General features: G+C 65.2%; 20 protein-coding genes. 10 read left to right on the plus strand and 10 right to left on the minus strand.

What is annotated here, in order from left to right:
- Window positions 1–131: 131 nt before the first annotated feature.
- Window positions 132–2,222 (plus strand): bifunctional diguanylate cyclase/phosphodiesterase, encoded by a 2,091-nt coding sequence (locus tag CAG22_RS08445; protein WP_085705227.1) that lies wholly within the window; start codon window positions 132–134, stop codon window positions 2,220–2,222.
- Here the strand turns inward: CAG22_RS08445 and CAG22_RS08450 are convergent.
- The 3 genes from CAG22_RS08450 to CAG22_RS08460 form a co-directional block, all read right to left on the minus strand.
- Complete coding sequence (locus tag CAG22_RS08450; protein ID WP_013972974.1) at window positions 2,219–2,479, minus strand: DUF1652 domain-containing protein; 261 nt, start codon at window positions 2,477–2,479, stop codon at window positions 2,219–2,221. The two genes, CAG22_RS08445 and CAG22_RS08450, sit on opposite strands and share 4 nt — an antisense overlap.
- Before the next feature lie 278 nt (window positions 2,480–2,757).
- Window positions 2,758–3,561 carry an RHS repeat-associated core domain-containing protein gene (locus CAG22_RS08455; protein ID WP_085705229.1) on the minus strand — a complete coding sequence of 268 codons (804 nt, stop codon included), beginning with the start codon at window positions 3,559–3,561 and terminating at the stop codon, window positions 2,758–2,760.
- A 79-nt stretch (window positions 3,562–3,640) separates the two neighbouring features.
- Window positions 3,641–4,288 (minus strand): DUF1345 domain-containing protein, encoded by a 648-nt coding sequence (locus CAG22_RS08460; RefSeq protein WP_085705230.1) that lies wholly within the window; start codon window positions 4,286–4,288, stop codon window positions 3,641–3,643.
- Between the two features lie 322 nt (window positions 4,289–4,610).
- Between CAG22_RS08460 and pgm the strand changes: the two genes are divergently transcribed.
- From pgm to CAG22_RS08480, 4 genes are all read left to right on the plus strand, one after another.
- Window positions 4,611–6,248, plus strand: a complete 1,638-nt coding sequence (pgm, locus tag CAG22_RS08465; protein ID WP_085705232.1) for a phosphoglucomutase (alpha-D-glucose-1,6-bisphosphate-dependent) — start codon at window positions 4,611–4,613, stop codon at window positions 6,246–6,248.
- Window positions 6,249–6,326: 78 nt separating this feature from the next.
- Complete coding sequence (locus CAG22_RS08470) at window positions 6,327–6,836, plus strand: sigma-70 family RNA polymerase sigma factor (RefSeq protein WP_085591511.1); 510 nt, start codon at window positions 6,327–6,329, stop codon at window positions 6,834–6,836.
- The gene (locus CAG22_RS08475; RefSeq protein ID WP_085705235.1) at window positions 6,836–7,780 is read left to right on the plus strand and encodes a FecR domain-containing protein; all 945 of its coding nucleotides are present in this window, start codon (window positions 6,836–6,838) and stop codon (window positions 7,778–7,780) included. The genes CAG22_RS08470 and CAG22_RS08475 overlap by 1 nt, the downstream gene beginning before the upstream one ends.
- A gap of 66 nt (window positions 7,781–7,846) precedes the next feature.
- On the plus strand, window positions 7,847–10,252 hold the full coding sequence (locus CAG22_RS08480; RefSeq protein WP_085705237.1) for a TonB-dependent receptor: 2,406 nt from the start codon (window positions 7,847–7,849) through the stop codon (window positions 10,250–10,252).
- A gap of 158 nt (window positions 10,253–10,410) precedes the next feature.
- Here CAG22_RS08480 and CAG22_RS08485 read toward each other — a convergent pair whose 3' ends face one another.
- On the minus strand, window positions 10,411–10,827 hold the full coding sequence (locus tag CAG22_RS08485; RefSeq protein ID WP_025338851.1) for a RidA family protein: 417 nt from the start codon (window positions 10,825–10,827) through the stop codon (window positions 10,411–10,413).
- Window positions 10,827–12,146 (minus strand): NAD(P)/FAD-dependent oxidoreductase, encoded by a 1,320-nt coding sequence (locus CAG22_RS08490; protein WP_025338852.1) that lies wholly within the window; start codon window positions 12,144–12,146, stop codon window positions 10,827–10,829. The genes CAG22_RS08485 and CAG22_RS08490 overlap by 1 nt, the downstream gene beginning before the upstream one ends.
- 304 nt (window positions 12,147–12,450) lie before the next feature.
- On the opposite strand from CAG22_RS08490, the gene CAG22_RS08495 reads away from it, so the two are divergent.
- On the plus strand, window positions 12,451–13,128 hold the full coding sequence (locus CAG22_RS08495; protein ID WP_025338853.1) for a DUF1028 domain-containing protein: 678 nt from the start codon (window positions 12,451–12,453) through the stop codon (window positions 13,126–13,128).
- A complete protein-coding gene (gene argE / locus CAG22_RS08500; protein ID WP_085705239.1) occupies window positions 13,121–14,281 on the plus strand; it encodes an acetylornithine deacetylase in 1,161 nt (386 codons plus the stop codon). Before CAG22_RS08495 ends, argE begins: the two co-directional genes overlap by 8 nt.
- A gap of 119 nt (window positions 14,282–14,400) precedes the next feature.
- On the opposite strand, the gene CAG22_RS08505 is transcribed toward argE, so the two are convergent.
- From CAG22_RS08505 to CAG22_RS08515, 3 genes are all read right to left on the minus strand, one after another.
- Window positions 14,401–15,669 (minus strand): carbohydrate porin, encoded by a 1,269-nt coding sequence (locus tag CAG22_RS08505; protein ID WP_085705241.1) that lies wholly within the window; start codon window positions 15,667–15,669, stop codon window positions 14,401–14,403.
- A gap of 126 nt (window positions 15,670–15,795) precedes the next feature.
- Complete coding sequence (locus CAG22_RS08510) at window positions 15,796–18,213, minus strand: glucose/quinate/shikimate family membrane-bound PQQ-dependent dehydrogenase (RefSeq protein ID WP_085705243.1); 2,418 nt, start codon at window positions 18,211–18,213, stop codon at window positions 15,796–15,798.
- 205 nt (window positions 18,214–18,418) lie between these two features.
- The gene (locus CAG22_RS08515; protein WP_085705245.1) at window positions 18,419–18,769 is read right to left on the minus strand and encodes a cupin domain-containing protein; all 351 of its coding nucleotides are present in this window, start codon (window positions 18,767–18,769) and stop codon (window positions 18,419–18,421) included.
- Between the two features lie 117 nt (window positions 18,770–18,886).
- Between CAG22_RS08515 and CAG22_RS08520 the strand changes: the two genes are divergently transcribed.
- A complete protein-coding gene (locus CAG22_RS08520; RefSeq protein ID WP_085591498.1) occupies window positions 18,887–19,792 on the plus strand; it encodes a LysR family transcriptional regulator in 906 nt (301 codons plus the stop codon).
- Between the two features lie 105 nt (window positions 19,793–19,897).
- The gene (locus tag CAG22_RS08525) at window positions 19,898–21,097 is read left to right on the plus strand and encodes an MFS transporter (protein ID WP_085705247.1); all 1,200 of its coding nucleotides are present in this window, start codon (window positions 19,898–19,900) and stop codon (window positions 21,095–21,097) included.
- 170 nt (window positions 21,098–21,267) lie between these two features.
- On the opposite strand, the gene CAG22_RS08530 is transcribed toward CAG22_RS08525, so the two are convergent.
- On the minus strand, window positions 21,268–21,879 hold the full coding sequence (locus CAG22_RS08530; protein ID WP_075045011.1) for a LysE family translocator: 612 nt from the start codon (window positions 21,877–21,879) through the stop codon (window positions 21,268–21,270).
- Between the two features lie 106 nt (window positions 21,880–21,985).
- Here CAG22_RS08530 and CAG22_RS08535 point away from each other — a divergent pair, with 106 nt between their 5' ends.
- Window positions 21,986–22,960: a GlxA family transcriptional regulator gene (locus CAG22_RS08535; protein ID WP_085705249.1), complete on the plus strand. Its 975-nt coding sequence runs from the start codon at window positions 21,986–21,988 to the stop codon at window positions 22,958–22,960.
- A gap of 213 nt (window positions 22,961–23,173) precedes the next feature.
- Here CAG22_RS08535 and CAG22_RS08540 read toward each other — a convergent pair whose 3' ends face one another.
- On the minus strand, window positions 23,174–24,025 hold the full coding sequence (locus CAG22_RS08540) for a CAP domain-containing protein (RefSeq protein ID WP_025338862.1): 852 nt from the start codon (window positions 24,023–24,025) through the stop codon (window positions 23,174–23,176).
- Between the last annotated feature and the right edge of the window lie 61 nt (window positions 24,026–24,086).

Consider the following 24,086-nt stretch of genomic DNA (forward strand, 5'->3'; position numbering starts at 1 on the left):
GATGGGCTGCGCAGCAGCCCCATGCGGGCTTTGGATCCATTCCCATTCGCAAAAACCCCGTGCGTTTCGCCTAAGCTTGAGTACAATCGTCAGCTTTTTCCGGGCCTCCCGTCCCGTCGCTGGAACTCCCAATGCTGACCGGTAGCTACTCCTCTTCGCTGGTGTTGATTTCGCTGTGCGTGGCGATCCTGGCGTCCTATACCGCCCTTGACCTGACCGGCCGCATCGCCACGGCCAAAGGTCGGGCTGCCTGCCTGTGGATGGGGGGTGGCGCGCTGGCCATGGGCATCGGCGTGTGGTCGATGCACTTCATCGGCATGCTCGCCTTCAGCCTGCCCATCGACCTCGGCTACGACCTGGCCCTGACCGCGTTCTCGCTGCTGATTGCCGTGTTGTCCTCGGGCTTTGCCTTGTGGCTGGTCAGCCAGCCGAGCCTGCCGTGGCAGCAGCTGGCGTTTGGCGCGCTGATCATGGGCGCCGGCATCGCCTGCATGCACTACACCGGCATGGCCGCGCTGCGCATGCTGCCGGGCATCGACTATGACCCGGCGCTGTTCGGGGCCTCGCTGCTGATTGCCGTGGGCGCCTCGGCAGCGGCGTTGTGGATCGCCTTCCGTCTGCGCGCGCACACCCCTTATGTACGGCAGATTCGCGGCCTGGCGGCGGTGGTGATGGGCTTTGCCATCGTCGGCATGCACTACACCGGCATGGCCGCGGCGAATTTCCCCGAAGGCAGCTTCTGCGGTGCGCTGGCCGGGGGAGGCCTGCAAGGCGATGGCCTGATGTACCTGGTGCTGATCACCACCCTGGCGGTACTGGCGGTGGCCTTGCTCACCTCGGTGCTGGACGCCCGCCTGGAGGCACGCACCGCCGAGCTGGCCCGCTCGCTGACCCTGGCCAACCAGGAACTGACCCAACTGGCCCTGCACGACACCCTCACCGACCTGCCCAACCGTACTTTGCTGGCCGACCGCATCGAGCAGGCCATCGCCAAGGTAGCGGAGCAGGGCGGCTGCTTTGCCCTGATGTTCATCGACCTGGACGGTTTCAAGCCCGTCAACGATGCCTTCGGCCACCACGTCGGCGACTTGCTGCTCAAGGCGGTGGCGACACGCCTGCGCGGGCACCTGCACAGCCAGGACACGTTGGCGCGCATCGGCGGCGACGAATTCGTGCTGCTGGTGCAGCTGCGCGAGCCGAACGATGCCATGGATGTGGCGGTCAAGCAGGTCAACCTGGTATCACGGCCGTTCCGCGTGGCCGAGCATGACCTGCAGCTGACGGCGAGCCTGGGCATCGTCCTGTACCCGGGCAATGGCCAGGACCAGCACGAGCTGTTGCGCAATGCCGACGCCGCCATGTACCACGCCAAGAGCGCCGGCAAGAATGGCTACAGCTTCTTCGACGTGTCGATGAACAGCAACGCCCGCCAGCAATTGCAGCTACTGCAGGACCTGCGCCAGGCCCTGGAGCAGCGTCAGTTCCGCCTGCACTACCAGCCCAAGTTCGATGCCCAGAATTGCCAGCCGATCGGTGCCGAGGCCTTGCTGCGCTGGGAGCACCCGCAGCAGGGCCTGTTGCTGCCCGACCGTTTCATCGGCCTGGCGGAAAAGACCGGCCTGATCATTCCCATTGGCGAATGGGTGCTCAACGAGGCCTGCCGGCAGATGCGCCAGTGGCTGGACCGGGGGCACCACGGCTGGCGCATGGCGGTGAACCTGTCTGCCATCCAGTTCTGCCATGCCGGGCTGGTCGAGAGCGTGGCCCGGGCCCTGCAGCAGAACAGCCTGCCGGCCAACTGCCTGACCCTGGAAATTACCGAAACCACCGCCATGCACGACGCCGATGCCAGCCTGACGGTGCTGCAGCGGCTGTCCGACATGGGCGTGGACCTGTCCATCGATGACTTTGGCACCGGCTATTCCAGCCTGATGTACCTCAAGCGCCTGCCGGCCAACGAGCTGAAGATCGACCGCGGTTTCGTGCGCGACCTGGAGCAGGACAGCGACGATGCGGCGATCGTTTCGGCAATCGTGGCGCTGGGCCAGGCGCTGGGCCTGCGCATCGTCGCCGAAGGGGTGGAGACGGACAGGCAGCAGGACTTCCTGACCCGCCTGGGCTGCGATTCGCTGCAAGGCTACCTGCTGGGCCAGCCGGTGCCGGCCGAGCAGTTCATGGGCAAGTTGCAGGCCATGCGCCAGGAAAGTACCGCAGCGGGCTAGACCGCGTCGCGCAAGGTGAAGGCGGGCATGAAGGTATCCATCTCCGCCTCGACGGCCTCGATGATGCGCTCTACATCGGCGGCGGCCATGATCGCCGAGCAGGGGATGCCGGCAATCGCCAGCAGGGTTTCGCCGGTGGCGCGGTCGAACAGCCGCGCGACCATGCTGCGCGGCGCATCCATGCTGGCTTCGAAGCCCAGCGGGTGGAAATGCCAGCGCATCACCTGGCAGGCGTTGGGGAACGTCATCTTGTTCATGCCAGCCTCCTTGTCCGTACCTGGACGTGGTGAGCGGGTGGCCACATCGATGCGGCCGCCGGGAAAGTAACCATAGCACCTGCCACGGAGTATTCTCGGCTGCAAATACGACAAATGTGCTAATGCATGACAGCGGTCACATCCTTGTCATGGAGGGCATTTGGCGCAGGGCCGCAAGGCAAACGTTTTCCCGGCATGTTGTCGGAAGATAACCCGTCAGGTTCTGCCACTTTGATCGACACTCCCGCACGATGTTTTCGGACGAGCGGCATTGCCACTTAGCCCACGGGAGGAGGACGAGGTGAATAACCGGGCGAGTAGTTTGCCACCGCACGGGTAGTATCCATGGGATTCCTGATAGCTCCCGTCGTCATCCAGGTAAAGGCCGTTTCCCCGGTTGAGGATGCTGTCATCGCGAGCGCCATGACCATGAGAATCCCTTCAAAAGGGTGGATTTGTTGAGTGTTTATAGCTTGGCGACCGATATTCCGTGCTTGCAACACGGCGTGATCCATCACTTGCACAAGTTGTGCAAGATTCATTTCCTGACCTTGGTGCGGCTGTGGGGCCTCGCGATTATCTTGTGGCACTCTTTGGGGGCGATCCTGCGGACGTTGTCCTTGTTGGCGTCGTCGCTCGGCCCTTTGTTGAACCCTGCGAGGGCGTTGGCCATAAAAACCTTGGGATGCGCGGAAGCGATCTTGCGACACGCTATCTGTTCGAGTCTTTGCCACTGGTGGACGTGGCATTCTGAAACGGCCTGTCGGGTCTGTGAAATTTATAGGGTCATTTTGGCAATAGGCGTAACAGTTTATGCCGCCGTCATGAAAGGGAGAAAAACTGTCTGGTTGGTAAAAGCACATAAGGGAAGGGCTATAAGCCCTGTGGCCATTTCCCAGCAAATAGCTCTCGGAAACAGGGTCATAGATAAGCCCGGTAAAACCTAACATGTCTTCAAATGTACCTGGCTTACTGACCCCATAAGGTGAATACATCTGGCGGGAGGGGGTTGCAGCCGTCCCCAGGATACTATTTGCGACATCAGCTTGAATGAGCAAAGTTTTCGATCTAGCTGATTTCATGACTGAACCCTTTGATCCTGATGGCACCAAGAATCTGCTGATGGATCACAGGCTGCAACTAACAGATTTGATAGCTGGATCAGCCGAGCAACCCCGCAGCGATGTTGATGGTGAACCCCAGGATCGCCGTATTGAATACGAACCCCACTAGCGAATGCGCCAGCACCACCCGCCGCAAGTCCCGCCCGGCGACGCCCACATCGGAGGTTTGCACGGCCATGCTGATGGTGAACGAAAAGTAGTGAAAGTCCCAGTAATCGGGGTTGCGTTCGCCATCGGTGAAGCGCAGCGGCGGTTCGTGGTTTTGTCCGGTATAGAACAGCCGGGCGTAGTGCAGGCTGAAAATGCAGCCGATCAGCAGCCAGGAGCCAGCCACGGTCAGGCCGGTATAGAGGTAGTGCAGGGCCAGCGCCGCGCCTTGCAGGCCACGGCTGGATACCAGTTGCAAGGTGACGGCGGCGAGGCTGGCGATGGCGGCGATGCACACGGTAAGCAGGACCAGGCCGGCGTTTTCGTCTTCGACACGGGCGATCTTGCGCACCTTTTCCGCATTGGCGCTCCAGCTCAGGTAGAGCACCAGCAGCAGGTATAGCCACACGCCAAGGTTCCAGCCGGCGAGGATGTGCTGAACGCTGTCGCCGGCAGGGATCAGCCAGGCGCCGAGCAGGCCGACCACAGTGGCGATGCTCAGGCGCGGGTGGGTGTGGGTCAGGCGGTGGAAAGCCATGGGGCCTCGTTTTCGGGGGTATGGGTACCACTCTAGACGGTCATTACAGAGACGAGGGACATGCTCGGGTCCATTGTGGGAGCGGGCGAGCCCGCGAAGCAGCCACCGCGGTGGCTGGCAAGTACCCTGTGGGAGCGGCTTTAGCCGCGAACACCGGCGCAGCCGGTGCCATGCACCGCGTTGGATTCTTCGCGGCTAAAGCCGCTCCCACAGGGTATGCGGTGTGCTCACTGATTCTTTGCTGCCGCCCATCGCGCGGCATTGCAACTCTCAGTAAACTGCACGCTCCAACACCAACATCCGTTGAACTCGAGGTTTCTGCATGACGCTCAGTCCTTTGGCAGGCAAGCCGGCTCCGGCCAGCGTGCTGGTCGATATTCCCCGACTGCTCACCGCCTACTACACCGGCCGCCCCGACGCTGCCGTGGCGGCCCAGCGGGTGGCCTTCGGCACCTCGGGGCACCGTGGCACTTCGCTTGAATTGAGCTTCAACGAGTACCACGTCCTGGCCATTACCCAGGCCATCTGCCTGTATCGCCAGGAGAGGGGCATCGATGGCCCGCTGTTCATCGGCGCCGACACCCATGCACTGTCGGCACCGGCTACCGCCAGCGCCCTGGAAGTGCTGGCGGCCAATGGCGTGCAGGTAATGCTGTCCAAGGACGACGAATACACGCCGACGCCGGCTGTTTCCCATGCCATCCTCTGCCACAACCGTGGCCGCCAGCAGGGCCTGGCCGACGGCATCGTCATCACCCCGTCGCACAACCCGCCGCAGAGTGGTGGCTTCAAGTACAACCCGCCCAATGGCGGCCCGGCCGACAGCGATGTGACCAAGTGGATCGAGGCCAAGGCCAACGAACTGCTTGCCGCTGACCTGGCGGGCGTCAAGCGCATGGACCATGCCCAGGCGCTGCAGGCATCCACCACCCAGCGCCACGACTACGTGAGCAACTACGTGGCCGACCTGGAAAACGTCATCGACTTCGACGTCATCCGCAGCGCCAAGCTGCGCCTGGGCGTCGACCCGCTGGGCGGGGCAGGGGTGCGCTACTGGTCGGCGATTGCCGAGCATTACCAGCTGGACCTGGAAGTGGTGAACACCGAGGTCGACCCGACCTTCCGCTTCATGACCGTCGACTGGGACGGCCAGATACGCATGGACCCATCCTCGCCCTATGCCATGCAGGGCCTGATCGGCCTGCGCGAACGCTTCGACGTAGCCTTCGCCTGCGACCCCGACCACGACCGCCATGGCATCGTCACCCCCGATGGCCTGCTGCAGCCGAACAACTACCTGGCCGTGGCCATCGACTACCTGTACCGCCACCGCCCGCAATGGCGCAGCGATGCCGCCGTCGGCAAGACAGTGGTCTCCAGCGGCCTGATCGACCGCGTCACCCAGCGCCTGGGCCGTGAGCTGTACGAAGTGCCGGTGGGCTTCAAGTTCTTCGCCCAGGGCCTGTTCGACGGCACGCTGGGCTTTGGTGGCGAGGAAAGCGCGGGGGCTTCGTTCCTGCGCCGCGATGGCTCGGTCTGGGCCACCGACAAGGACGGGCTGATCCCGGCCTTGCTGGCTGCCGAGATGACTGCCCGCACCGGGCGCAACCCGAGCCAGGCCTACGCCGACCTGACCGAGGCGCTGGGCAAACCGTTCGCCACCCGTGTCGAAGCCAAGGCCGATGCCCGGCAAAAGGCTTTGCTGAGCAAGCTGGCGCCGGAGCAGGTGAAGTCGACCGAGCTGGCGGGTGAGCCGATCGTGCAGATCCTCAGCCATGCACCGGGCAACGGCCAGGCGATTGGCGGGCTGAAGGTGATGACTGCCAATGGCTGGTTCGCCGCGCGCCCTTCGGGCACCGAGGATATCTACAAGATCTACGCCGAAAGCTTCATCGACGAGGCGCACCTGCAGCGCCTGGTGCAGGAAGCGCAGGTGCTGGTGGATGCGGCGATTGCCTGACAGGTAACAAACCGCTTGGTTCTGCGGCATGGTGTAAATTAGAATTAATCTTATTTACGCCACCGCAGGGCCTTCCCCATGATCGACGCCGCGCCGCCACCGGAGCATAGCCTGCCTGCCCTGTACCGGGAACACCGCGGCTGGCTGGAAACCTGGCTGCGTCGGCGCATGGGCAATGCCTGGGATGCCGCCGACCTCAGCCAGGATACCTTCCTGCGTATCCTGGCCAGCGCCCAGCCGCTGGCAGATATTCGCGAACCGCGTGCCTACCTGCTGACCGTGGGCAAGCGCCTGCTGAGCAACTTCCACCAGCGGCGCAGCCTGGAACAAGCCTACCTCGATGCACTGGCGCAGTTGCCCGAGCAGCATGTGCCCTCGCCAGAGCAGCGTTGGCTGCTGCTGGAAACCCTGCAAGCCCTCGACGAGTTGCTCGACGGCCTCAAGGCGCCGGTACGCAAGGCCTTTCTCTGGAGCCAGCTGGAGGGCCTGGGCTATGCCGAGATCGGCAAGCGCCTGGGCGTTTGCGAGCGCTCGGTCAAACGCTACATGGCGCAGGCCTACGAGCATTGCCTGCTGGCCGAACTGTAATGACCAGCCATTCCCCCGAAACCCGCGAGGCACTGCAGGCCGCTGCGCGCTGGCTGGCGCTGGTGGACTCTGGCGCTGCCAGCGAGGGTGACCTGCAGCGCCTGGAACAATGGCGCACCAGCAGCACCTTGCACGAACACGCCTGGCAAAAGGCACTGCTGTTGCGCCAGCGCTTTTCCGCGCTACCCGGCGCATTGGCCATGGCCACCCTGGACCGCCCGGATAGCGGCCGCCGGGCGCTGCTCAAGCAGGCCCTGGGCGTGGCGGCATTGTTGCCGGCGGCCTGGCTGGCAAGCCGCGAACTGCCGCTGGAGGCCTGGACCGCCGACATGCACACCGCGGTCGGGGAACGCCGGCAAGTGCTGCTGAGCGATGGCACTTTCGTGCAGTTGAACACCGACAGTGCGGTGGATATCGACCTGGGCGCGCGTCGCCTGACATTGCTGCGTGGCGAAGTGGCAGTCAGGTTGCCCGGCAATCTGAGCCTGACGTTGCAGGTGCCCTATGGCCAGGTCGCGCTGGATGCCGGCGAGGTGTGCCTGCGCCTGGTCGATCAGGCTTGCCGGGTATCGGTGCTCAAGGGCACGGCCAACCTGCAGCCGCGGCAAGGCCCGGCACTGTTGCTGCAGGCCGGGCAGCAGGCCAGCCTGCAAGTGGCCGGGGTTGGCCCTGTCACCGGCCTGGACGCCTGGCCGCTGGGCTGGCGCGAAGGCGTGCTGCGCCTGGAGGACCGCCCCTTGGGTGAACTGCTGCACGAGCTGCGCAGGTACCGCCCCGGCGTGCTGCGCTGGGCGCCCGAACTGGAGGCCCTGCGCGTGACCGGTACGTTCCGCCTCGACGACACCGACCGGGTGCTGGCCTTGCTCGCCGCCAGCCTGCCGTTGCAGGTGCACACGCGCACGCGTTACTGGGTGAGCCTGGCCGCGCAAGAAAATCGCGCATGAGGCTGTCCCCTTTTTTCCGCTCACCGGTCATTACCGGTAGGAGCAAATAAAGGGGAGCCTTGTTCAATGCCTGTTGTCATGTCCTGCCGCCTGCGCCCACTGGCGCGTGCGGCACATCCGTTGTTCGCCATGAGCCTGTTGTTGTGTGCACCGGCCTGGGCCGATGAACCCGCCCGGCGCAGCTATCAGGTGCCGGCCGCCAGCCTGGGTGCGGCACTTACCCAGTTTGCCGACCAGGCCGGGGTCAGCCTGTCGCTGGACCCGGCGCTGGTCAACGGCCGGCAGAGCAATGGCCTGTCCGGCAGCTACAGTGTCGACGAAGGCTTCACCCAGCTGCTGCGCGGCAGCGGCCTGCAGTTGCTGCCGGTGGGCGAGGGCGCGTTCACGTTGATGCCGGCCCCCCAGGCGAATGGTGCGCTGGAAATCGCCCCGACCAGCATCGTCGGCGGCCTGGCCGCAGGCAACGAAACGCAACCATACGCCGGTGGCCAGGTAGCACGTCAGGGTTCACAGGGCCTGCTCGGCACGCGCGACTTCATGGAAACCCCGTTCAGCATCACCAGCTACACCAGCGAACTGGTGAAGAACCAGCAGGCGCGAACCTTGGGCGAACTGATCGCCAGCGACCCATCGGTGCGTGCCACCAACCCGGCGGGTGGGCGCTTCGAGCAGTTCACCATTCGCGGCTTCAGCCTGTTCAACAGCGATGTGGCCTACAACGGCCTGTACGGCATCCTGCCGACCTACTCGATCGACATGGAGATGGCCGACCGGGTCGACATCATCAAAGGCCCCAGTCAGCTGATCAACGGCATTTCACCCCGGGGCAGTGTCGGCGGCGGCATCAATGTGCAGCCCAAGCGGGCCGGCGACCAGCCGCTCACCGAGTTTACCGGCAGCTATGCTTCGGCGGGCCAGGCAGGCGGTGCGGTGGACGTTGGCCGGCGCTTTGGCGAAGGCCAGCAGTTCGGCGTGCGTTTCAATGGCGTGAAACAGGCGGGCGACACCGAATGGGACCACCAGCGTGTCGAGCGCGAAATGGCGGTGCTGGGCCTGGACTTTCGTGGCGAGCGCCTGCGGCTTTCGGCAGACCTCGGCCATACCGAGCGCGACACCGATGCACCGCAGGAGCGGGTGCTGATCGGTGCCAACGCCAAGGTGCCGGATGCCAACGACGTACGCCACAACTACGCCCAGGCCTGGAGCAAGGCGCGCACCAACGACACCTTCGGTGCGCTGCATGCCGAGTACGATATCAGCGAGTCGCTGCTGGCCTATGGCGCGGTCGGTGCGCGCAAGAGCAACCATGACTTCCTGCGCCACAACGTGTCCATCAGCAACGATGCCGGCGACTTCACCGTGCAGCCGCGCGACTTCACCCGGGATGAAACCGTGCGTACCGCCATGGCCGGCGTGCGCAACTGGTTCCATACCGGGCCGGTCAGCCACGAACTGAACCTGGCCGCCACCTACTTCTACATGGACTTCACCAACGGTGGCGCCCGCTACGCCTCGGCGCCCAGTAACCTCTACCACCCGGTGGCCACGCCGACACCGGGCACGCCAACCCGCATCGACCCTGAGGTGTACACGGAAAACCGCTTTTCCGGCGTGGCCCTGGCCGACACCCTGGGCTTCTTCGACGACCGCCTGCTGCTGACCCTGGGCGCGCGCTGGCAGCGGGTGCAGGTGGATGACTGGAGCGACGGTATCAAGGGGGATACCGCCTACGATGAAGAGAAGGTGTCGCCCTCGGGCGGCGTGCTGCTCAAGGTTACCGACCAGCTGTCGTTGTATGCCAACTACATGGAGGGCCTGAGCCAAGGCAAGATCGCGCCGTCGACATCGGTCAACGAGGACCAGATCTTCCCGCCGTTCACCAGCCGCCAGGTCGAGGTGGGGGCCAAGTACGACTTGGGCCAGGTCGCCTTCACCGCCAGTGCTTTCCGCATCCGCCAGCCCGCCTACGAAACCAACCCCACGTCGCGGGTGTTCGGCCCCAATGGCAAGCGTGACAACCGTGGTATCGAACTGAGCGTGTTCGGCGAGCCCGTGCAAGGCGTGCGCGTGCTGGGCGGGGTGATGTACATCGACAGCGAACTGACCGACACCATCGGTGGCGCCTACGATGGCAACCGCGCGCCGGCCACGCCCGAGTACAACGTCAACCTCGGCGCCGAATGGGACGTGCCTGGGGTGAACGGCCTGACCCTGACGGCGCGGGGCATCCACTCGAGCTCGCAGTACCTGGACCAGAACAACAGCAAGCAGATCGAGGGTTGGGAGCGTTACGACCTGGGGGCGCGTTATGCGTTCAAGGTGGAGGCCACCCAGGTTACCTTGCGCGCCAGTGTCGAGAACGTGCTGGACGACCGCTACTGGAGTTCGGCCGGGGCTTCGGATGACAGCGAGCCGGGGCTGACGCTGTCCACGCCGCGTACCTACCTGCTGTCGGCGACAGTGGGTTTCTAGCCCATTCTAAATGCTGGCGCATTCCCTGTAGGAGCGGCCTTGTGTCGCGAAAGGGCTGCAAAGCAGCCCCAGCAATTTCAACTGTTGCGCATCAATCCTGGGGCCGCGTTGCGGCCCTTTCGCGACACAAGGCCGCTCCTACAGGTTGGACCGATCGGTCAGACCGAATCAGGCACCACGGCGATCACATCGATCTCCATCAGCCACTCGGCCTGGGCCAACCCAGCCACCACCAGCCCGGTAGAAATCGGGAACACGCCCTTGAGCCACTTGCCTACCTCCTTGTACACCGGCTCGCGGAAGCGCGGGTCGGTGATGTAGGTGGTGGTCTTGACGATGTGCGACAGGTCCGAGCCGGCTTCTTCGAGCAGTTGCTTGACGTTCTTCATCGCCTGCTCGGCCTGCGCCCGTGGGTCACCCAGGCCCACCAGGTTGCCTTCGAAATCGGTGCCGACCTGGCCGCGCACGTAGATGGTGTTGCCGGCGCGTACCGCCTGGCACAGGTCGTTGTCCAGGGTCTGGTTGGGGTAGGTGACCTTGGTGTTGAACATGCGGATGCGGGTATGGGTAGGCATCAGTGGGCTCCGAGGGTGCTGACGTTGCTGATCTTGGGTTGTTGCTGCTCATCCGCTGCGCGTTGTTCGCGGTCGCGGTAGGCGGTATAGGTGCGTTGCGTGGCGATGTGGCCGGCGACGTGCTTGGCGTCGTGCCACACGCCCCAGATGAACGACGAGCCACGGCGCGACAGCCACGGCAGGCCAAGGAAGTACACACCCGGCTCGCGGGCCACGCCGCGTTGGTGCTGGGGTTTGCCGTTGGCGTCGAAGGTGTCTACCTGCAGCCAGCTGAAGTCGACACCGTAACCGGTAGCCCAGATGATGCTGGTCACGCCGGCCTTGGCCAGGTCCAGTTGCTGCAGCGGGTTGCGCATGCACTCCGGGTCGGCCAGGCGTTTGCGGGCTTCGGGCTCTTCCGGCAGGTCCAGGCCGTTGCGTTCGATGTAGGCATCGGCGGCATCCAGCAGGGCCAGGTAGTTTTCGTCGCCGCGGTTGATGTTCTCGACCAGGTTGTCCTGGAAGCGCGCCACGCCGTTCTCGAACGACTGGGTCAGGCCGACCAGGGTCATGCCCTGGTGGGCGAGGGCGCGGAAGTCCACGGTGTGGCCGCCACGGGCGCCACTGACGGCAATGGTCACGTGCTCGCGGCCAGGCTTGGCGATTTCCGCATCCCACTCACCCAGCACGCCCAGCCACCAGCAGAAGTCGCGGTTGCGGTAAGCGCGTGGTGGGCGATCGTGGGCGCCGACCGAGAGGTACACCTGGCGCCCGGCACGCATCAGTTCTTCGGCGATCTGCACGCCCGAGGAACCGGCGCCGACCACCAGCACAGCGCCTTCTGGCAACTGCTCGGGGTTGTAATAGGCAGCGGAATGGATCTGGTGCAGGTTGCTGTCTTTCGGCGCGATGGCCGGGATCACCGGCTTCTGGAACGGGCCGGTGGCGGCGACCACGCGGTTGGCGCGAATCACGCCTTCATTGGTTTCGATGGTAAAACCGGGGCGGTCGCTGTTGCGCAGCACTTTCTTCACTTCGATGCCGGTGCGTACGGGCAGGTTGTACTTGCGTACGTACTGCTCGAAGTAGTCGGCCACCTGGTCCTTGCCGGCGAAGGCGTCGGCGTCGAGGTTGAATTCCAGCCCCGGGAAGCGGTCGTGCCAGACCGGGCCGTTGGCCACCAGCGAGTCCCAGCGGCCGGTGCGCCAGGCCTCGGCGATACGCTTGCGCTCCAGCACCAGGTGCGGCACGCCAAGCTTGCTCAGGTGTTCGCTCATGGCCACGCCGGCCTGGCCGGCGCCGACGACGAGGGTGTCGATTTCGAGGTTGTTCAGTGTCATGTCCGAGCCCTTGTTCAGGCGGTTTTTGTCAGGTCGGTTTGGAGGACCGCCGTTGCCTGGGGCCAGACTAGGGATGCCGTGGAAATGGCGAAAATAGTATTTAGCTGGGGCTTGCCGATAAAACGGCGAAGGCCTTGATTCCTGCCGCCTGCAGCGGTTCCCGCAGCAGCTTTGCCGGGGTTTTTTCCGAACGTTTCGTGGTCATAGTTTTTTCCTCTGCAAACCCTCGGAAAAAGGTCGTTTCGCCGGCCGAAAGGTTCAACCCAGAATGCCGTGTATCGCACAGCACAACAGGAACCATGACATGACTTTTTCCATCATCGGTCGTTGCCAGGAAACCGGCCAGGTCGGTATCGCCATCAGCTCTTCGAGCATCGCCGTGGGCGCCCGCTGCCCGTGGGTGCGTGCCGGTGTGGGTGCGGTCGCCACCCAGAACATCACCTTGCCGGCGCTGGGCCCGCAGATTCTCGATGCCCTGGAACAGGGCCAGTTGCCGCCTGCCGCTGCGCTGGACCGGGTGCTGAGCGCCAATGGCTGGAGCGAGTACCGCCAGCTCACGGTGATCGACAGCCATGGCCAGGTGGCGCTGTTCACTGGCAAGGAAGCCCTGGGCACGCACTACGCCCTCGCCGGTGAGCAATGTGCGGCGGCAGGCAACCTGTTGGCCTCGACCCAGGTGATCGAGGCGATGGTGCAGGCCTTTGAACAAGCCGGCGGGCATCTGGCCGACCGCCTGCTGGCGGCCATGCACGCGGCGATGGCCGCAGGCGGCGAGGCGGGGCCTGTGCACTCGGCGGCGTTGAAGATTGCCGGCGAGCTGACCTGGCCGCTGGTGGACCTGCGCGTGGACTGGGCCGAAGCCGACCCGATCGGCGTGCTCGATGGCCTGTGGCAGGCGTATCGGCCGCAGATGCAGGACTACGTCACCCGCGCCCTCAACCCGACTGCCGCGCCAAGCTACGGGGTGCCGGGCGATGAGTGAATTTACCAGCCGCGCGCTGCTGGCCAGGCTGATCGGCTTTGCCACCGTCAGCCGGGATTCCAACCTCGAACTGATCAGCTTCATCCGCGACTACCTGGCCGAGCTGGGGGTGGAAAGCGAACTGTTCCATAACCCGGAAGGCACCAAGGCCAACCTGTTCTCCACCATCGGCCCCCGGGATGTTGGCGGCGTGGTGCTGTCCGGGCATACCGATGTGGTGCCGGTGGACGGCCAGGCCTGGACAGTCGAGCCGTTTGCCCTGAGTGAGCGCGCCGGGCGCCTGTATGGCCGCGGCACGGCCGACATGAAGGGTTTCATCGCTTCGGTGCTGGCGGCTGTACCGGCGTTTCTCGCCCAGCCGTTGCGCATGCCGGTGCACCTGGCGTTCTCCTACGACGAGGAAGTCGGCTGCCTGGGGGTGCGCTCGATGCTGGCCGCGCTCGAGCAGCGCCCGCACAAGCCACGGCTGTGCCTGATTGGCGAACCCACCGAACTCAAGCCGGTGCTGGGGCACAAGGGCAAGCTGGCGATGCGTTGCCAGGTGCATGGCGCGGCCTGCCACTCGGCGTACGCACCGTATGGGGTGAATGCCATCGAGTATGCGGCGAAGCTGATCGGCAAGCTGGGTGATATCGGTGATGCCCTGGCGTTGCCGGAGCATCACGACGAGCGCTTCGACCCACCGTTCTCCACTGTGCAGACCGGTGTGATCAAAGGGGGCAGGGCGCTGAACATCGTGCCGGCGGAATGCGAATTCGATTTCGAAGTGCGGGCCTTGCCGGGGTTCGAGGCGCAGGCAGTGGCCGACCAGTTGCAAACCTATGCCGAGGCCGAATTGCTGCCGCGCATGCGCAAGGTCAATGCCGCCAGCGCCATTCGCCTGCAGCCGTTGAGTGCGTATCCGGGGCTGGCCACGCCTGCGGATAGCGAGGCGGCTGGCCTGGTGGCGTTGCTCAGTGGTTCGGATGAGTTCGGTACGGTGGCGTTTGGTACCGAAGGAGGGCTGTTCGACCAGGCGGGCATCCCGACTGTGGTGTGTGGGCCTGGGAGCATGGACCAGGGGCACAAGCCGGATGAGTTCGTCAGCGTCGAGCAGTTGCGGGGGTGTGATGCCATGTTGCTGAGGCTGGTGGATTACCTCAGGCAGGGTTGATTGCGCTGGCTTCTTCGCGGGCACGCCCGCTCCCACAGGATCTCGTCAGTCTCGAGGGCTGTGCAGTATCTGTGGGAGCGGGTTCACCCGCGAATGGGCCGCAGCGCGGCCCCGGGTATTCAGAAGGTAGCCTTGACCTGCAGGCCAACCACCAGCGCGTTGTCGATGTCCTTCCCGGAGAACGCGCCCGGCTCGATGATGTACTGCACATCCGGGCGCAGGTTCAGCCACGGCGTGGCCTGGTAGCCATAGCTCAGCTCGATCAACTGCTCGGCGCTGTCGATATCGGGGAACTGCTGCCCGGCATCGAACGCGGCATCTTCCAGCACGTCGCGGCTACGCGGGTTGGGCACGGCACGGCCATAGCCCAACGCCACGGTATCCTTCGGGCGGCCTGCGAACGGCTTGTACAGCACCACGCCGGCGCCATACCACTTGGTGAACGGCGAGGCGGCCTTGCTCGACGCCGAGTACTGGCCGAAGGCATGCAGGCTGCGGCCCGGCAAGTCCTGGTCGTTCCACACGGCCTGGTCGACCAGCAGATAGTGGCCGCCGCGGCCGGACACTTCCTCGTCGCTGCCGATGCGCTTCACATCGGAGCTGTCGTAGTAGTAGCCCAGTTTGTACTCGCCAGGCAGCTCGCCCTGCAGCTTGTACACCAGCTCTACCGGTACCACGGTGCCGGTGGTGTGCTTGGGGCCCAGGTGCCAGGCGCGGCTGGAGTTGCCGTTGCTTTCCGGGTCGACGTTGAACGCCGCCACACGCAACTGCCAGGACGGCGACAGGTCGTACTTCACCCGCACGCCCAGGTGGGCATTGGGGTAATTGGTCCAGCCACTGCCGCCAGACATGTTAAGCGGGTGGCCGCAGAAGCCGGCGTTCATGAAGTTGCACAGGATGCCATTGTCCAGGCCGCCGAGGTCGTTGCCCATGGCCATGTAGCCGAGCTTGACGTTGAGTGCCGGGGTGAACAGGGTACGCTCGTAGCTCAGCTCGGTCAGGCGGGTGTACAGGCCGCCGAAGTTTTCCTGGATCGGCAGGCGGTTACCCACCAGGTCTTCCGAGGCGCTGTTGCCGCGGCGGTCGTTGATGGTCAGCTGGACCTTGCCGCCGTTGTCCAGGCCATACAGTTTCGACAGGTCGAACTGCACGCCCAGTTTCAGGTTTTGCGAGTAGCGCGCCGAGCGGTGCAGGCCACCGTGGGCGTTGTAGGCGGTTTCGCCGCTGTAGTCGCCGGTGAACTTGACGCCGTCTTCTTCCAGCTGGTGACGCAGGCCGCCCCAGTCACCGGTCAGGGTGCTGCGGGTCATCAGGTCGCCGTCGGCCAGGGCGGTGCTGCTGGCCAGGGCCAGCAGCAGGGTGGGGGTGATGCGAATTGCGGATGGCATTGCTGAATCTCAGGTTGTTTTTCAGGGCCTCATCGCCGGCAAGCCAGCTCCCACAGGTCTGCGCTGCCTTTGCAGGTGGCACGATCCTGTGGGAGCTGGCTTGCCGGCGATGAAGGCGACGCGGTCTTACGGCAAGGCGTAAGAAATCACGTAGTCGCCACGGTCAGTCGACTGGCGCGCGCCGCCAGCCGTGATCACCACGTACTGCTTGCCGGTCTTCGGCGAGACGTAGGTCATCGGGCCGCCCTGGCTGCCCACTGGCAGGCGAGCCTTCCAGATTTCGTTGCCGTTGCTGCTGTCGTAGGCGCGCAGGTAGAAGTCCTGGGTGCCGGCGATGAACACCAGGCCACCCTGGGTCGACAGGGTGCCGCCCAGGGTCGGCAGGCCGATCTTGATCGGCAGGTGCATGCGGATGCCGAGCGGGCCGGTGTCCTCGACGGTACCCACCGGCACCTGCCACGCCACCTGGCGGGTCTTCATGTCGATGGCGGTCAGGGTGCCGAATGGCGGCGCCTGGCACGGGATGCCGGCCACCGACAGGAAGCGGTTCTTGTTCACCGCATACGGGGTGCCCTTGAGCGGTACTGCGCCCATGCCGGTGTTCAGCGCTTCGCCACCGGAAGCGGCGCCGCCCTTGTTCTGCGACGGGATCATCTGGATCCACAGGCCCAGGCGCATGTCGTTGACGAAGATGAAACCATGTACCGGGTCGGTGGAAATGCTGCCCCAGTTCATGCCACCCAGCGAACCCGGGAAGCTCAGCGACAGGTCGGTGCCCGGCGCGGTGTACAGGCCGTCGTAGCGCATTTTCTTGAAGTCGATGCGGCACAGCAGCTGGTCGTACGGGGTTGCGCCCCACATGTCCGATTCGGTCAGGGTCTGCGCGCCGATCTGTGGCATGCCCACCGACTTCGGCTGGGTTGGCGAGTACGGCTCGTTGGGGATGTTGCTTGGCTTGACCGGTACTTCGTCGACCTGGGTCAGCGGCTTGCCGGTGGCGCGGTCGAGCACGTAGATCTGCCCGGCCTTGGTGCCGATTACCACTGCAGGCACCGACTGGCCGTCGTCCTTGGTGAAATCGATCAGGCTCGGCTGCATCGGCAGGTCGAAGTCCCACAGGTCGTTGTGCACGGTCTGGAACACCCACTTCTGGTTGCCGGTGGTGGCGTCCAGGGCCAGTACCGAAGCGCCATAGGTATGGTCCAGCTTGCTGCGTTCGACGCCGTAGATGTCGGTGGACGACGAGCCCATCGGCAGGAACACGGTATTCATCGCCGGGTCGTAGGACATCGGGGCCCAGCTGTTGGGGGTGCTGCGCACATAGGTGCTGTCGCCCTGCGGCGCCTGGCGATCTTCCGGGTTGCCGGGGTCGAAGGCCCAGCGCATTTCACCCGTGATCACGTCGAAACCACGGATCACGCCGCCTGGCATGTCGGTCTGGACGTTGTCGGCGACGCGGCCGCCGACCACCACGGTGGTACCAGCCATCAGTGGGGCCGAGGACAGCTGGTAGTAGGAGTCCGGCACATTGCCCAGGCCGGCCTTGAGGTCGACCTGGCCGTTGTTGCCGAAGCCCTGGCAGAACTCGCCGGTGTCGGCGTCGACGGCAATCAGGCGGCCATCGATGGTGTTGGTCAGCAGGCGACGCTGGCAGTTGGCACCGGCCGGTACGCTGGCCGCGGTGATTGGCGAGCTGTTCGGCTGGGTCGGCTGGGCGATGGTGGCAGTGGCGTCGAAGTAGGCCATGCCACGGCAACGCTGCCAGACCTTGGACTGGGCGTTGATCGCGTTCTTCCACAGCTCTTTGCCGGTGTCGGCATCGAGGGCGATCAGGTTGTTGTGCGGGGTGCAGATGAACACCTTGTTGCCGACCTGCAGCGGGGTCAGCTGGTCTTCGGCACCGTTGCCGTCGCTGAGCGCCACGTCACCGGTGTGGTAGGTCCAGGCCACTTTCAGCTTGTTGACGTTGTCGCGGTTGATCTGGTCCAGCGCGGCGAAGCGGCTGCCACCTTCGGTGTTGCCGTAGTGGGCCCAGTCCTTCTGCGCCTTGTCGGCCTCGACCGGGGTCATGCCCGGGCCTTTGCCGGTGGGGGCGACGCTTGGGTGGGCGACGAACATGTTGCCGGCGGCGATCACCAGCAGCACGGCCATCACCCCGGCAACGCCATAGGCACCGCGGCCGGCGCTGGTGCCATTGGCACGGGCCAGCAGCGGGTAGACCAGCGCCACCACCATGCCGATTGCGCCGAACATGAACAGGCGCGAGAACAGCGGCCAGAACACCAGGCCAGCGTCGATCAGCGCCCAGATGGCAGTGCCGACAAGGAACGCCGCGTACAGCCAGGCGCCAGCCGGTTTGCTGCGAGCGATGAGGACGCCGGCGATGGCCATGGCCAGGCCGCCGATCAGGAAGTACCAGGAACCGCCCAGGCCGGCCAGCTTGACGCCGCCCGCAGCCAGGAGGAGGCCGAGCAGGGCGATGATCACGCCCAGGCCGACCAGGATGATGTTTGTGGCGCCAGAGGCGCGCGGTGTTTCTTTCATGCCAGGGATCTCAGCAGGTGGAATGCGCGCAGTGTAATCTCTTAGCTTGCTAATTAACAAGTTGGTACATAATTTTGTGGGGCGGATTGTCGCAGGGCTGAACTTCGCAAGGTGTGGCTAAAAGTCTAGATCATGCGCTTAAAATTGCAGTAAACAGGGTGTTCATGTCGGCTGAGTAACCCCGTTCGATTTTCGATTACCGGATTCACGCCGGCCACGGAGTGCCGCTGCTGTAGAACACCGCGAGCCAGATGGTGGCGGTGCCGGGGGCGGTCCATTCCACGCGGTGGCGGTAATGCGGCGGGATATCCAGGCAATCGCCCGGCGCCAGCAGGTGGGTGTGGCTCTCGTGCTCGAAGCGCAGGCCGGCGGCGCCACTGAGCAGCACGATCCATTCGCCTTCGGCCTGGTCGTACCAGAAACCGGGCGGGCTGGCCTGGCCGCTGGAGACGATACGTTCCACGCGCACGCCCGGGCGGCTGAGCAGTTGGTCGACCCATTCGGCGCTGGTGGGGTCGCAAGGGGGCAGGGCAGTCAGCAGGTTGGTCGGGATCATGGAAAACCTCGTTTGGAAGGGGGTGGTTCCACTATGGACGCAATTGCCGTGCGCCGCGCTTCTTGACCGGCCCGGCTGTTTGTAAGACCTTTCCGGGATTTGGAAGACGGGCAACAAATGGACAAACTCCTGGCGATGAAGATGTTCGTGGCCACCGTCGATGCCCAGGGCTTTTCTGCCGCCGCACGCCGGCTCGGGCTGGCGACATCGTCGGTGACGCGCCTGGTCGATGCCCTGGAAGCGGCGTTGGGCGCCACCTTGCTCAACCGCTCCACCCGCCAGGTCAGCCTGACCGAGGCCGGCGCCCGTTATTACGAGCGCGCGCGGGGTATTTTCGAGGCCCTGGACGAGGCCGATGCCAGTGTCGCCGATCGGGGCGAGGAGCCTGTCGGTGTGCTGCGCCTGTGCTTGCCGGTGGAGTTCGGCAGGCGGGTCATCGCCCCGCACCTGGGGCCGTTTTTGGCGCAACATCCGGCTCTGGAGCTGGACATCGACCTCAGCGACCGCCTGGATGACCTGCTTGACGGGCGCTATGACCTGTCGATCCGCCTGGGCGACCCCTCGCCCAATGACGAGCTGGTATGCCGCCAGCTGGGTCGCTTCCAGCGTTGGCTGGTGGCCAGCCCGGGCTACCTGGCCGGGCGCGACGCGCTGGAGCATCCGCGGCAGCTGCTCGAGCACGCCTGCCTGCGCTTTCGCTACGGGCAGAAAGGCCGGCCCTGGCGCCTGGCCCGTGGGCAGGACAGTCTGGAACTGGACGTGAGCGGGCCGTTGCGCAGCGCCAATGCCGACATGTTGCGCGAAACCGCACTGGCGGGCAGCGGTATCGCGCTGTTGGCCGACTGGCTGGTGCAAGAGGATGTGGCGGCCGGGCGCCTGCAACGGCTGTTCCCCGATTGGCAGGCCAGCCCCGGCGCGGCCAATGACAGCATCAACGCCCTGTACCTGCCCAACCATCGTGGTTCGCGGCGGGTGAATGCCTTTATCGACTTTTGCGAAAATTTGCTGCAGCGCAGCACCTAGTGTTGCGCAGTGCGCAAAGCCCTGTTGCGCCAGCGCTGGATTCTCGCCAGGAGTGCGTCTGGGTAAGGTGGCCGGCATATTCCAGCCATTGTCGAGGACACTCGCATGAATCCCTCCCTTGCCGCCGCGCAGCCTGCAGTCACCGGCCTCAGCCGGGCCCTGGTCGCCCTGCTGGCGTTCTGCTGCGGCGCGATCGTCGCCAATATCTACTATGCCCAACCCATCGTCGGCCTGATCGCCCCGGACCTGGGGCTGTCCACCGAGCATGCCAGCCTGATCGTTTCGCTCACGCAACTGGGCTATGCGTTGGGCCTGCTGTTGCTGGTACCGCTGGCCGACCTGCTGGAAAACCGCCGCTTGATGGTGGCGACCGCCGTGCTGGCCTGCGTCAGCCTGCTGCTGGCGGGCACCAGCAGCAGCGGCCAGGGCCAGCTGTTCCTCGGCTATGCACTGCTGATCGGTTTCAGTTCCGTGGCGGTGCAGATGCTCATCCCGCTGGCGGCGCACCTGGCGCCGGAGCAGCAGCGTGGGCGGGTGGTCGGCAACATCATGGGCGGCCTGCTGCTGGGTATCCTGCTGGCGCGGCCGTTGTCCAGCCTGGTGGCCGACTACTTCGGCTGGCGTGCGGTGTTCATTGGCGCTGCCGGGGTGATGCTGGCGATCATCCTGCTGCTGGCCCTGACCTTGCCGCGGCGGGTGCCCGAGCACAAGGCCAGCTATGCCGGCCTGATGCTGTCGCTGCTCACGCTGCTGCGCCGTTATCCCTTGCTGCGCCAGCGCTCGCTGTACCAGGCGTTGATGTTCGCGGCGTTCAGCCTTTACTGGACGGCGGTGCCGATGGCCCTGGCAACCGAGCATGGCCTGTCACAGAGCCAGATCGCGGTATTCGCCCTGGTGGGCGCGGTGGGCGCCGTTGCCGCACCCATGGCCGGCCACCTGGCCGATGCCGGGCATGCCCGGGCCGGTTCACTGTTGGCGTTGTTGCTGGCACCGGCGGCACTGTTGCTGGGGCTGACGGTGCCGGGCTACAGCGTGATCGGCCTGGGCCTGACCGGCGTGCTGCTGGATTTTGCGGTGCAGATGAACATGGTCATCGGCCAGCGTGAAGTGTACGCGCTGGACCCGGCCAGCCGCGGGCGGCTGAACGCGGTGTACATGACCAGCATCTTCCTCGGTGGGGCGCTGGGTTCGGCGGTGGCCAGTGCGGTGTTCAGCCAGTTTGGCTGGCAGGGTGTGGCGCTGGTGGGGGCGGGGTTGCCGGGTGTGGCCTTGCTCATCTTCCTGGCCAAAGCGCGCCGGGGTTGAATGCGAGCCCACAGGTTGTCGCGATCCCTGTAGGAGCGGCCTTGTGTCGCGATGGGGCGCGCAGCGGCCCCGGGATATCGGCTTCGCTGCTGATATTGCCTGGGCTGCTTTGCAGCCCCATCGCGACACAAGGCCGCTCCTACAAGGATCGCGACAGCCTTTGCGTAGTGCTACCGCCCAAGCGGCAACGCCACACCAATCAAGGCAAACAGGCTGCCGCAGCAGCGGTTGAAGCCTTTGCCGCCCTTGGCCAGCCATGGCCGGATACGAAACGCCAGGCGTGCCAACAGGTATTCGACCAGGAACTCGACGCTGGCAAAGGTTGCCGCCATCACCACGAACTGCAGCAGCAACCCACGCTGCGGGTCGATGAACTGCGGCAGGAAAGCGCCGTAGAACAGCAGCACCTTGGGGTTGGCCATGGCCGACAGCAGGCCCTGGCGGAACAGGCCGGCATTGCCCAGCCGCGCGCTTTGCGCGGTCAGTTCCAGGTGCAGGCCCGGGCTGCGCCACAGCTGGATACCCAGCCAGATCAGGTAGGCGCCACCCACCCACTTGAGCACGCTCAGCACCGAGGCCGAGGCCTGCAGCAATGCGCTGAGGCCAAACATGGCCAAGGCGATCAGGGCGCTGAAGCCAAACACCCCGCCGACGATGGTGAACAACGTCCGGCGTGCGCCATACAGGGCGCCGTGGGTCAGGGCCAGCAGGCTGTTGGGGCCCGGGGTCAGCGACAGGCCGATGCTGGCCAGCAGGTAGATGAGCCAGGTGTCGAGTGCCATGGTGGGGAATGCCTTGTTGATGTGGAGGGCGTCAGTCTATGGCGCCGACCTTGGCCGGCAAGGGTATGATCCGGACATTGAATGGTCGTTTCTGGACGCGATGCCAATGCTGCCCGATATCCGCTTGCTGATCTTGCCGTTACCAGATTTTGCCCTGCTGCCGTTCGGCGCCTTTCTCGACAAGTTGCGTTTCAGCGCCGACGACGAGGACTACAGCCAGCAGCGCTACTGCAGCTGGACCGTGGCAGGGCTGACCCTCGACCCGGTGCCGTCGAGCAGTGGCGCGGTGGTGCAGGTCGAGGCCGTCGCTGGCCAGCTCGAGCTGGCCAGTTTCGACTACCTGGTGGTGTTCGGCGGGCGCAACGCCATGGCCACTGCCGCGCTGGCGCCTCGCTACCGGGCCTTGCTCAGGCAGGCCGGCAAGGCTGGCGTCAAGCTGGTGGGGGTCGACAACGGCGCCTTCCTGTTGGCCGCTTGCGGGTTGCTGCAGGGGCACAAGGCAGTGGTGCACTGGCGCCACGAAGCCGAATTTCGCGCGGCTTTCCCGCATTTGCAGGTGCTGAGTGAGCAGCTGTATTGCATCGACGGTAGCCGCATCACCTGCGCTGGCGGCACCGCGGCCATCGACCTGGCCGTCGCGCTGTTGTCACGCGCCTGCGGGCGAGCCCGGGCGCTCAAGGGCCTGGCCGACATGCTGGTGGATGAAACCCGCGATAGCCGCCATGCCTTGCGCTCGCTGGAGCTGGGGGCCGGGCAGGGGCGGCAGGTGCAGCGCGCGCAGGCATTGATGCGTCATCATCTGGGTACGCCGTTGACCACGGAGCAATTGGCGGCGGAGCTGGGCATCAGCCGGCGCCAGCTGGACCGGCAGTTCCACGCCAGCCATGGCATGAGCGCCAAGGCCTGGTGGCTGGAGATGCGCCTGCAACAGGCGCGCTGGCGCCTGCTCAACTCCAGCCACAGCCTGGCGCAGATTGCCGATGAAGTGGGCCTGGGCGATGCCAGTTACCTGGGCAAGTGCGTGCGGCGACGGTTTGGTTGCACGGCCCTTGAACTGCGCGCAGGCACGAATCCGCTCTGAAACCGCGCGCGGTTTCCTGTGGGGGATTACCCAGCCCTTTGGGCTGCGCTGTCGCGCAGAGAACTCAGTGCGCAAGCGATCCGCGTACCGTGTGGGAGCGGGCGTGCCCGCGAAGAATCCAACGCGGTACCTGGCACCGGCTCCGCCGGTATTCGCGGGCACGCCCGCTCCCACAGGGTCCCTGCTATTTCAATGAGTCCTGTGAGAGCCGGCCTACTGCGGCGTCCCGAACAACCCCGTCCAGTAAATCCCCGCGTCACTCTTCGGGTCCACTGCATACGCAGCGCCCAGTTCGCGGAAGTCCGGGTTCATCAGCGTCGCGCAATGCCCCGGGCTATCTAGCCAGCCATCGACCACCTTGCGCGCGGTGTCACGCCCGGCGGCGATGTTTTCGCCGATCTGCTGGTACAGGTAGCCGGCCAGCTCTGCCCGGTCACCGGGGGTGCGGCCATCCTTGTCGATGTGGTCGAAGAAGTTCTGGTTGGCCATGGCCCGGGTGTGGTTGGCGGCAACCCCGGCCAGCACCGTGCTCCAGCTCAGCGCTGGGGCGGCGGCGAAGGGCTGGCCACCGCATTGGCGCGGCACCTTGCGCGCGGCGTTGATCTCCTGCAGCACCTTCTGCCCCTCGGCCTGCCAGTCGCCCAGGCGGCCACTGAGCAGCGGCCGGGCCAGCACGATGCGCCAGTCGCGGCCTTCCTGGCTGACGCCGATATCGACGAACTGCGGGTCGAGCACCACCTGGCAGAAGCTCTCTTCGATGGCATGCATGGCAGCGCGCGCATCACGCGGCCCCGACAGGCTGATGGCCTGCACATTGACCATCGGGTAGGCGGCGCGGGTCATGGCCTGCTGCAGGTCGCGGGTACCCTCTGGCGACAGCGCCAGGCGGGTATCGCTGTTGAGCGGCGGCAGCTCCAACGACGCTTCGCCACCGCAGGGCTGGGCCTTGCTGCGGTAGACATTGATCGAATCGATCAGTTGCGCCTCTTCGCCGGTGGCAGCCAGTGCCCCGGCCGAAACGACCAGGCCCAGCGACAAGGCGGCAACGGATGACAGGACGCGCATGTGGATCTCCCTATGACTGGCAGCGTCGTGGTTTGCGCTGCTCATCCTACACAAGCCCGGG

It is taken from the genome of Pseudomonas sp. B8(2017), assembly GCF_002113575.1.
In the GTDB taxonomy this organism is placed as follows: Bacteria; Pseudomonadota; Gammaproteobacteria; order Pseudomonadales; family Pseudomonadaceae; genus Aquipseudomonas; species Aquipseudomonas putida_Z.

Coding starts and splice junctions, on each gene's coding strand:
- CAG22_RS08445 (WP_085705227.1), top strand. CDS start 132: ATGCTGACCGGTAGCTACTCCTCTTCGCTGGTGTTGATTTCGCTGTGC.
- CAG22_RS08450 (WP_013972974.1), bottom strand. CDS start 2,479: ATGAACAAGATGACGTTCCCCAACGCCTGCCAGGTGATGCGCTGGCAT.
- CAG22_RS08455 (WP_085705229.1), bottom strand. CDS start 3,561: ATGAAATCAGCTAGATCGAAAACTTTGCTCATTCAAGCTGATGTCGCA.
- CAG22_RS08460 (WP_085705230.1), bottom strand. CDS start 4,288: ATGGCTTTCCACCGCCTGACCCACACCCACCCGCGCCTGAGCATCGCC.
- pgm (WP_085705232.1), top strand. CDS start 4,611: ATGACGCTCAGTCCTTTGGCAGGCAAGCCGGCTCCGGCCAGCGTGCTG.
- CAG22_RS08470 (WP_085591511.1), top strand. CDS start 6,327: ATGATCGACGCCGCGCCGCCACCGGAGCATAGCCTGCCTGCCCTGTAC.
- CAG22_RS08475 (WP_085705235.1), top strand. CDS start 6,836: ATGACCAGCCATTCCCCCGAAACCCGCGAGGCACTGCAGGCCGCTGCG.
- CAG22_RS08480 (WP_085705237.1), top strand. CDS start 7,847: ATGCCTGTTGTCATGTCCTGCCGCCTGCGCCCACTGGCGCGTGCGGCA.
- CAG22_RS08485 (WP_025338851.1), bottom strand. CDS start 10,827: ATGCCTACCCATACCCGCATCCGCATGTTCAACACCAAGGTCACCTAC.
- CAG22_RS08490 (WP_025338852.1), bottom strand. CDS start 12,146: ATGACACTGAACAACCTCGAAATCGACACCCTCGTCGTCGGCGCCGGC.
- CAG22_RS08495 (WP_025338853.1), top strand. CDS start 12,451: ATGACTTTTTCCATCATCGGTCGTTGCCAGGAAACCGGCCAGGTCGGT.
- argE (WP_085705239.1), top strand. CDS start 13,121: ATGAGTGAATTTACCAGCCGCGCGCTGCTGGCCAGGCTGATCGGCTTT.
- CAG22_RS08505 (WP_085705241.1), bottom strand. CDS start 15,669: ATGCCATCCGCAATTCGCATCACCCCCACCCTGCTGCTGGCCCTGGCC.
- CAG22_RS08510 (WP_085705243.1), bottom strand. CDS start 18,213: ATGAAAGAAACACCGCGCGCCTCTGGCGCCACAAACATCATCCTGGTC.
- CAG22_RS08515 (WP_085705245.1), bottom strand. CDS start 18,769: ATGATCCCGACCAACCTGCTGACTGCCCTGCCCCCTTGCGACCCCACC.
- CAG22_RS08520 (WP_085591498.1), top strand. CDS start 18,887: ATGGACAAACTCCTGGCGATGAAGATGTTCGTGGCCACCGTCGATGCC.
- CAG22_RS08525 (WP_085705247.1), top strand. CDS start 19,898: ATGAATCCCTCCCTTGCCGCCGCGCAGCCTGCAGTCACCGGCCTCAGC.
- CAG22_RS08530 (WP_075045011.1), bottom strand. CDS start 21,879: ATGGCACTCGACACCTGGCTCATCTACCTGCTGGCCAGCATCGGCCTG.
- CAG22_RS08535 (WP_085705249.1), top strand. CDS start 21,986: ATGCTGCCCGATATCCGCTTGCTGATCTTGCCGTTACCAGATTTTGCC.
- CAG22_RS08540 (WP_025338862.1), bottom strand. CDS start 24,025: ATGCGCGTCCTGTCATCCGTTGCCGCCTTGTCGCTGGGCCTGGTCGTT.